The 7,021-nt window shown below is 67.7% G+C and carries 9 protein-coding genes; 4 read left to right on the forward strand and 5 right to left on the reverse strand.

The window, feature by feature from the left end:
* Positions 1 to 175 precede the first annotated feature (175 nt).
* On the forward strand, positions 176 to 523 hold the full coding sequence (locus JGS39_RS37670) for a hypothetical protein (RefSeq protein WP_236064618.1): 348 nt from the start codon (positions 176 to 178) through the stop codon (positions 521 to 523).
* Positions 524 to 671: 148 nt separating this feature from the next.
* Entirely contained in the window at positions 672 to 1,079 is a 408-nt protein-coding gene (locus tag JGS39_RS37675; RefSeq protein WP_308120951.1) for a contact-dependent growth inhibition system immunity protein, read from the forward strand.
* 170 nt (positions 1,080 to 1,249) lie between these two features.
* Here the strand turns inward: JGS39_RS37675 and JGS39_RS37680 are convergent, their stop codons facing one another.
* Genes JGS39_RS37680 through cpt form a run of 3 tightly spaced genes read right to left on the reverse strand, consistent with a single transcriptional unit; the run spans position 1,250 to position 3,367 of the window.
* Positions 1,250 to 2,281 carry a hypothetical protein gene (locus tag JGS39_RS37680; RefSeq protein WP_219574281.1) on the reverse strand — a complete coding sequence of 344 codons (1,032 nt, stop codon included), beginning with the start codon at positions 2,279 to 2,281 and terminating at the stop codon, positions 1,250 to 1,252.
* Positions 2,282 to 2,304: 23 nt separating this feature from the next.
* Complete coding sequence (locus tag JGS39_RS37685; protein ID WP_219574282.1) at positions 2,305 to 2,790, reverse strand: AAA family ATPase; 486 nt, start codon at positions 2,788 to 2,790, stop codon at positions 2,305 to 2,307.
* Positions 2,791 to 2,833: 43 nt separating this feature from the next.
* A complete protein-coding gene (gene cpt, locus JGS39_RS37690) occupies positions 2,834 to 3,367 on the reverse strand; it encodes a chloramphenicol phosphotransferase CPT (protein ID WP_308120952.1) in 534 nt (177 codons plus the stop codon).
* Positions 3,368 to 3,512: 145 nt separating this feature from the next.
* Between cpt and JGS39_RS37695 the strand changes: the two genes are divergently transcribed.
* Both JGS39_RS37695 and JGS39_RS37700 read left to right on the forward strand, forming a co-directional pair.
* On the forward strand, positions 3,513 to 3,791 hold the full coding sequence (locus JGS39_RS37695; RefSeq protein WP_219574283.1) for a hypothetical protein: 279 nt from the start codon (positions 3,513 to 3,515) through the stop codon (positions 3,789 to 3,791).
* Positions 3,792 to 4,735: 944 nt separating this feature from the next.
* A complete protein-coding gene (locus tag JGS39_RS37700) occupies positions 4,736 to 5,218 on the forward strand; it encodes an Imm21 family immunity protein (protein ID WP_219574284.1) in 483 nt (160 codons plus the stop codon).
* Between the two features lie 282 nt (positions 5,219 to 5,500).
* On the opposite strand, the gene JGS39_RS37705 is transcribed toward JGS39_RS37700, so the two are convergent.
* Together JGS39_RS37705 and JGS39_RS41280 are read right to left on the reverse strand one after the other, a co-directional pair.
* The gene (locus JGS39_RS37705) at positions 5,501 to 5,797 is read right to left on the reverse strand and encodes a hypothetical protein (protein WP_219574285.1); all 297 of its coding nucleotides are present in this window, start codon (positions 5,795 to 5,797) and stop codon (positions 5,501 to 5,503) included.
* A 687-nt stretch (positions 5,798 to 6,484) separates the two neighbouring features.
* Positions 6,485 to 6,640, reverse strand: a complete 156-nt coding sequence (locus JGS39_RS41280; RefSeq protein ID WP_236065906.1) for a hypothetical protein — start codon at positions 6,638 to 6,640, stop codon at positions 6,485 to 6,487.
* Positions 6,641 to 7,021 lie beyond the last annotated feature (381 nt).

A 7,021-nucleotide genomic window follows, 5' to 3' on the forward strand; every position in this document is an offset into this window, starting at 1 on the left:
CGCGCTTTCCCTTTCCAGCGAGGTCAACTCTACCAGAGACTTTCGGTCCTGATTCCCACCCCCCGGCCCAAGCTGACGCCCCATCATTTCCACCTCCCGCGGCACATGGAGGGGACCTCTGCGTGCCCTCCCGTACCTGGCTGCGGCGTCCCGCACGGATGGTGTGTGTCCCTGGATGGCCCAGATCCGGACCTCATTAGGGGTGACCGCAGTCCGCTGGTGCGGTGATCAGGCGGCAGAACCGGGCGAGTACCACGTGGAGTGGACGGTCGACGAGGACACCGCATGGGGGCGGAACGCGAAGCCGGCTGCCGACACCGGGCCAGGAGTCCGGCCCGGCCGGCACGGTGTGGTCCTGCGCGGGCGGTTGAACCTCACCGTGGACGGGACGGCCGTGATGGACCTCGACGGCACACAGATCCTGCTGGACCTCGCCGCCCCGTTGCCCGAAGGTGTTGCGGGCACATGGGTCGAGCTCTTCCTCGAGCGCGAGAAGGTCGCCCTGCACCCCTTCCTGCTCTGACCGGAGAGTGGATCAGACAGACGGGTCAGACAGGCAGGCGCCGGAAGATCCGTTCCGAGGGCCGATCGGAGCAGCGTCCAGAAGACTCGGCGCAGAGGAGGCAGGCAGGCAGAAGCCCTCATTGCTCGTACTGCGGAAGAATCGCCGGGTGCCTGTATCCATCGACCGCAGCCGGTCCCTCGAGGAACTCGAAGGTGATCGCCGGCCGGCGCCCCCGGCTGATGCCACGTATCTCATGACGACAGTGCATGCCCTGCGAAGCAGGCCTGTCGGATCACTGACCGTTGAGGACCTGCGCCTCCTGATCGGGCAGGACGTTGGGCTGCCGGTGCTTCTTGTGCTCGCAGTGGAGGTGCTCCGTGACAACCCGCTGGCCGGGGGCGACATGTACGAGGGTGACCTGCTGCGCGCGGTCCTGACCAGGAGCCCAGCTGTCTGGAACACGTACCCGGACCTGGCGAGGCGACTGACCCTCATGGTCGGCGGCCTCCCCGGCCTCTCGCCGGACCTGGTGAACACGGTCGAGCGATTCGTGGGATCCGTCCAGAGTTCCTGACGGGCGCAGACGCCTGTCGTCCATTACGAGGCTGCCCGCCGAGGATGCCGCGGTCCTGGCCGTGGAGCCGGGCCACCGCGGGTACGCAGGCTGCACGGCCTGACGCGCGGCCGTGGTCCGCCAGGACCTTCCTTCTGGAAGCAGAAGTGACGGCACTCGTCCCCGGCAAGCTACTGAATGCTCCAGCGATGCGGATGTTCAGCATCGCTGGGGCAGGCGAATACGTTGAGCTCACCCCAGCGGCCGACGACGACCTGGGTGGGAGTAGCGCTCCGGTGAGTGGGCTGGGCCCGGTCCTCCAGCGGCCTCCAGCTGCCGCTCCCGCCGTCCCACTCGGAGCTGTCGATGGTCAGGAGCAGGCTCATCGGTGTCGTGCAGGCCAGGCAGTCCATCGGGTACGGATCGGTCGCATGCCAGGAGGCGAAGCCACCCACGCGCCAGCCGGGCGGAATGGACAGGTCGTACTGGTAGCCGAGCGGCTCTGCCGTCGTTCCGTCCGCAGACTGCTCGGCAGCTCCCTCAAGTGCTTCCTCCCAGGCGTCGATCCGGGAACACAGCTCGTCGGGCAGAAGTCCGGCGTACGGATAGGTGACCAGCTGCTCCGGGTGCAGCAAGCACGGCTCGGGCAGGAAGCCGTCGGACCCCACGACCAGCGGCTGCGGCGGCGCCGTCAGTACCTCGCCGACCTCCCACGACCGTCGCCAGCGCAGGTGCAGCTCCAGGTCGTACCTGCCCGGGCCGTGTGCGTTGAAGGGGCACCAGAACACCTGGAGCAGGTCGCAGTCGCCCGGGCCCGCCGGAAGATCGGGCACATCCCGCCGGTACAGCTGCGCAAGGCCGACCATCGGCAGCAGGTCCGGCTCGGCCGCCCCCGCGATCCGGCGATCCCGGCGCAGCTCGCCCAGGAGCTCTCGTTCCTCGTCCGTCGGACCGGGGTCCGGTTCACGGGCCCATGCCGAAGCCAGAACCTGTCGATAGCGGCGGATGTCGGCAGGCCGAAGCCCACGCCCGCGGGCGTGGGCCTCACTGCAAGCAGGCCAGGGCTCGCCCGCCGGCCACAGCATGGGTCCGCCCACGGAGCTGGCCGACGGATCCGGTGCGCCCGGGCGCGGGTGGAGCCGAGTTGTCGTCCCCCGAAAGCCGGCCAACTCCGGGAAGAGCGCCTCGACATCGAGAGGTCGCGAAGGCGTGGTCCTCGTCATGAGAGCGACATTAGACAGCCGGCCTACTCGCCCGAGCCCCCACCCACGCGAGCCAGCACATCGTCGGCCAACTCCGTCGTTGTCAGCTCGCCGTCCAGGAACACGGTGTCGCTGGGGAGCGTGCTCATCGCGGCCGTGCACGACTCGATCCTGGACTTGCACCATTGCCGGACCCGTTCATCCTGTTCGGGACTGTCCGGCGTGACATACCCCGCGTTGATCAGGGTCATCGGTACGAGTACCGGCTTCCGGTACTCCTCGACGAGACCCACCGCCAGGTGCACGACCTGCCTTCGCCACAACCGCAGATCCTGGAAGTCGCCGGTGGGGACCTCCACGATCTCGCGCAGCACGTAGCCGACCGTCTCAGGGTCATAGACCAGCGCCTCGGGCCAACGCCGACGCAGCTCTTCGACGAGCGTGGTCTTCCCGCTGCCGAACGCACCGTTCACCCGGACAATGACACGCGTCTCCCCGTCGCTGAGGTCCTCGTCGGGCACAACCGTCATCGGAGCAACACACCGGCGGGGTGCGCCGGAACGGATCCTGCAATCAGCCGAGGCGGGCGGCAATGGTTCGAGCGCACGCCAGGGACTCGGTATGCGTCGTGTCCACCTCCAGGTCGTAGATCACCCCTTCGTGAACCGCATCCGCCTGCGACGCCGCCATCCCCTGAGTGCGATCTCCACGTGCGACCTCACGCCCCGCCGCGACCGCGCTGTCGCACCTGACGCCGACCCACAACACGGGCAGTCCGCCCAGCGCCCTCTGCCAACGCTGCTGGGACGCGGCTCCGCCGAGGAAGACGTCATCGATGACCACCCTCGCGCCTGCACGGACCATCGCCACCACGCCACTCATCCAGGCCGCCTCCAACGCCCGGAACTCCGCCCCGATGTTCACCGCCCCGTCCGCCGCGAACACGATCCCCTCGTCCGACGCCTGCATCCTCGCGGGCATCGCGTCGACGAAGGAGTCGCATCCGAACGCCAGCCACGGAACGGGCAGTACGTCCTGCAGACACCGCACGATCCCGGACTTCCCGGAGCTGGAACCACCGTTGAGAATGATCATCTGAGTCGTCACCGAGCCACAGTAGATCGCTGTCCACACGGGATGAAACGGATATCGGCGCACGCTGCACAGCGAGCTCGTCACGCGTTCCTGTGACCTCAGGATCTGCACCGCTGCCCCGCTGCCCCGCCGCCTGCTCGCTCGCGATACTCCGACCATGGACAGCTACGAGGGCAAGGCGACGCTTGAGTGGTGGGCAAACCCATCGACGTGTCTGAGCAGTATTCCTGTAAGGGTCGCGGCCCACTCTGTCGGAAAAAACTGGACGTGCGAGGCGACTCCCGAGCCTCCCCTGACCGCGGAGGACAGAGAGAGCTTCCGCTTCCTGAGGCAACGCGATCCGCACTTCACCCTGCGCCTTCACCATGCGAGCGTGCTGCTGGTCAATGTCGTCGAAACAGGAACTGAGGGACGGCTCATCCTCACCGCAGCCTAGACAGACACTGCGGAGCCGCTGGTGTGGGCGTCTTACGTTCGTTGAGCAGGCCGAGGGCGCACGTTCCGGTACGGGAGACGGACGCCTGCTTCGCGCCGGGTCCTGGAGGCCGTAGCCGTTGCGCTCGCCGGCCGGGCCGGAGCCCGACCGGCCGTCATGCTGGACAGCACGGTCAGCCGTACGACGCGGCTGCGGCTGNGGCTGCGGCTGCGGCTGCGGCTGCGGCTGCGGCTGACGATTCCTGACGCCTCCTGGGAGATGCCCAAGTTGCTCGGAGTCATTGATCCCGCGACCCGCCGCGGGCAGCATTGCGGGGCTGTGGTGATCGACTGCGAGACCCGCCGCTCGGGCTGCCGCCAGGGCGGGACGCCGGGACCCGGCCACATGACTGCGTGAGCACCTGGAATCGAGGTGGTCTCCGAGACCGTGCGGGCTCCTACGCTGAAGGAGCCCGCACCGGGCCCCGCAGCCAGCCCAGGTCCCTGACCGCTCCACGTGTGGCAGAACCTCGGCACCGCGGTGGAACAAGTCGTGAGTCAGCACACCGGATGCATGCGGCCACCCAGCTCCGATACCGGTGACCTACCGGACCTGCAACCACCGCAAGCACAGAAGAGGTCGCCGTTCGAAGCCCGTATCCGCGAGCGTCACGCCCTCGTCCACGGGCTCCTCGTCCAGGGCCACGGCATCCGGGAGATCACCCGCGAACTACACATGGACGGGAACACGGCCCGGCGATGCGCCCGCACGGCAATCCCGGAGCAGTTGCTTGGCGGCCGACGGCAACCACGACCCAGCCAGCTCGATCCTTACAAGTCCCTGCCGCGGATGGTCACGCTCCCGGGGCTCGTCACCGTGCACCTCAACCACCAGGGGCGTGATCCCTGTCCGACCCCGCACATGGGCTGTCGCCGCGAAACAGGGAGCCAAAGGGTGGAAGCGGCATGTCGTTGACGTGGCTGGATACGGAGGGCGGCCCCTTCATCGTGGTTCCGCGCACCGCGCTGCCGTACTGGTCGGGAACAGAGGGCGACTACGACCGGGCCTGCGAGGTGACGTATTTCGTGGGGGCCCTCGAACTGTCCGACGGATCCGAGGCGCTCGTCCTCGGGGACGAACCTCTCTCCACCGCCTACTTTCCCGAGCATCGAGTCCTTGTCCGCCGGCACTACGCGGAGAGCGGGGAAGGTGTCACCGACATCGTCCGGGCTGGTCTTCCCACCGCGGAGTGGACGGAAGGACCTGTACTCAGCACCACGGGCGAGCTTGTTATGATCGACGCCGCCTACTTCGGCACCGAGGTCGGGACGCTCACAGGCAGCGCCACCCTCGACCTCGCCGCCGGCCGCTACCGAGTGGACTCGGCAAGCATCGAGCCGAACAACCTGACGTCCTTTCGCGTCCATCGATTTGTCGGGTTGGACTGACCCGACGTTCGTGAAGATCCTGGCGGAGTCGCTGCCGAGCGTCACTGAAGCAGGACCATTTTGCGTAGGGGTTCGAATCCGGCTCGACCGTAGAGCTGTCTGAGCTCCAGTCCAGGGTGAGTCCGGGCAGTTGGCTGGCGTCGACGGCGTCGGTCCAGGTGGGGAGCGTGACACCGAGGCGGTCGTGGAGTATCTCGCCGAAGGCGCGGACGTGTCCGGCAGCCGTGGCCAGTTCGGGGCAGCGGGTCGAGACGTCCTTCAGGCCGGCCCGGTCCTCCTCGGTCAGGGCCGTGGGGTGTCGGATGTCGGGTGAGCCAGCCGGTCACCTTCCGTACCGTCGGTGGCCGTGGCGGTGCGGCGGACGGAGCTCCGCGCAAGGTGGCAATGTGGGCTTGGAACCATGCCGCAGGTGACGGGGGCCTGCTCGGCGATCAGCTCGCCCTGGAATCGGGTGACGCTGGTGCATCCCTCGGCGAATCGCCGCGCCAGGTAGGGCTCGTAGGGGTCCAGCCTGCTGGACCGAGGCCGGTTGTCGGGGATGGTGTCCTGCCGGCGTACGGCGTTCGCGTACCGGAGCACGGTGTTGAGCTCCAGCCCAGGCGCCGGGCGATCGCCCGGCGTGGCCGACCCTGGGTGAGCATCTAGTCGTCCGCGGCTTCGCCGAGATCCTCTCCACCCGCACCGGCCAGCATCTGAAGGACTGGGGCGTCAGTCATTGGAACTCCGGCCCCAGTCGAAGGGCAGGTCAACCACATCGAGATGGTCAAACGCCAAATGGTCGGCCGCGCCGAACTCCCGCTCCCCCGCCAACAGGTGCTCCTCACCGCCGCCCGCTGACGGCATTGATCAGGCAGGACGAAGGCGTCGAAGTACATACTCGGACGGCCAACAGAGTGCTCGCACAACAGCGTTGGTGACGACGAAATACCCCGGGCTCACCCAACCCTCCTCCTTGCTCACGAGCCCCGGCCCGTCCTCGCGGTAGTAGCGACGTAGCAGGCGGCGGCGCAATGGAGTCCCAGCCGCCAACAGAACGGGAGCGACGACGACTGCACCAACCGTCGCGGCAAGCCGGACCGCCTGCACCCCGACCACATTCTCCATCCGCATCGCTCCAGTCTGCCGACCAGAAGAGACTCGTTCACCGCTCTCACGGAATGTGTGCCAGAACCCCGCTGTCGTGGAGAAAGCCACCCCAGCCCTCAGGAAACTGCGCTGCGCGTAATCGCTAACAGCGGCGAGCGCACTGAGCGCTGCGGCGCATCTCTACAGGTGTCCAGGCTTGCCGTTGGCGATGAACAGCATCAGTGCCTGCTCCAGCAGCTCCAGGAACTGGCGCAGGTCATCGGCCACCCGGTCGAGCTCAGGTTCGTCCAGCGATGCCGTTCGCGTCCGGTACACCGCACCGGTTGGGCCGGCCACATAGGACAAGCCGCCCCCGTTCGAGCCAATCGTCGCGGTCGGCCGGCCGCACCTCATTCGCGCCCGGGTGAAACCCGTGCTGGCGCTCGAAGCCCTCGGTCATCGCATTCAGGGCCGCTGAGATCCTGCTCAACCATGAAGCCAGCCAGTCAGGCGGAAGCGAACGGTCACTCATGGGGGCCGATCATGGCATGCGCCAGGGGCACCCTGCGGGTGCCCAGCAATTCAGTTGGCCACGGTCAAGCCAGCTGCCACCGAGTAGGTCTCAGGGCCGGCGCCGAACCTGCGTGGATGGGGATCGTCCGCGCTCGCCCTTGACCAGTCCAGCTCACCATCCGCTGGCTGAGGGTCCTGTAAACGCAGAAAAGCCCCGTGCCGTGC

The sequence above is a fragment of the Streptomyces poriferorum genome (assembly GCF_019399235.1).
Lineage (GTDB): Bacteria > Actinomycetota > Actinomycetes > Streptomycetales > Streptomycetaceae > Streptomyces > Streptomyces poriferorum.

What these genes read in the sequence shown, in the direction of transcription:
- JGS39_RS37680 (WP_219574281.1), bottom strand. Translation starts at nt 2,281, where the DNA reads ATGACGAGGACCACGCCTTCGCGACCTCTCGATGTCGAGGCGCTCTTC.
- JGS39_RS37685 (WP_219574282.1), bottom strand. Translation starts at nt 2,790, where the DNA reads ATGACGGTTGTGCCCGACGAGGACCTCAGCGACGGGGAGACGCGTGTC.
- JGS39_RS37695 (WP_219574283.1), top strand. Translation starts at nt 3,513, where the DNA reads ATGGACAGCTACGAGGGCAAGGCGACGCTTGAGTGGTGGGCAAACCCA.
- JGS39_RS37700 (WP_219574284.1), top strand. Translation starts at nt 4,736, where the DNA reads ATGTCGTTGACGTGGCTGGATACGGAGGGCGGCCCCTTCATCGTGGTT.
- JGS39_RS37670 (WP_236064618.1), top strand. Translation starts at nt 176, where the DNA reads ATGGCCCAGATCCGGACCTCATTAGGGGTGACCGCAGTCCGCTGGTGC.